Raw genomic sequence first — 465 nt, 5'->3', positions numbered from 1 at the left:
GGCGGCCAGCCGCTGCCAGGTCTGCTCATCCAGGCCCAGGTTGGGCTGGCTCTTGTCGCCGGCGATGACCTGCAGGTGCTCGCCGGCCAACTCCTCGAAGTCGGCCAGCAGGTGCGGGTCGCCGCTGTCGAAGGTCGTTTCGAGGCGGTGCCGCGCATCCTCATCGGAGGTGCCGCGCACCAAACAGATCAGGGTGCCATCGACCAGCTCCACGCGCTGCAGCCATTGCAGGGCCAGGTAACGGCCCAGGAAGCCGGTCGCCCCGGTCAGCAACACCGTGCGCACCTCGGCACTCGGGCCCGGCAACGCCGGGGCGGCGTCCAGGGTTGCGGCGTCGATGAACTTCTCCAGCGTCAGATCAGCGGCGTGCACCTCGGTGGCGTCGCAGCCGTGCACTGACACAAAGCATTCCGAGTCGTGGTGGGTGGCCAGCCTTTGGCCCAGGCTGCTCACCGACGGTGCTTC

1 protein-coding gene is annotated in these 465 nt (G+C 68.8%); it reads right to left on the bottom strand.

Going from position 1 to position 465, the window contains the following annotated elements; genetic code table 11:
• Positions 1-465, bottom strand: a 465-nt coding sequence (locus AC5Y6X_RS24430) for an SDR family oxidoreductase (RefSeq protein ID WP_499989719.1), incomplete at both ends; no start/stop codon positions are given.

Source organism: Mycobacterium sp. NGS26, from assembly GCF_059813025.1.
The sequence above is the reverse complement of the archived record's forward strand: the minus strand, read 5'-3'. Positions and strand labels throughout refer to the sequence as shown.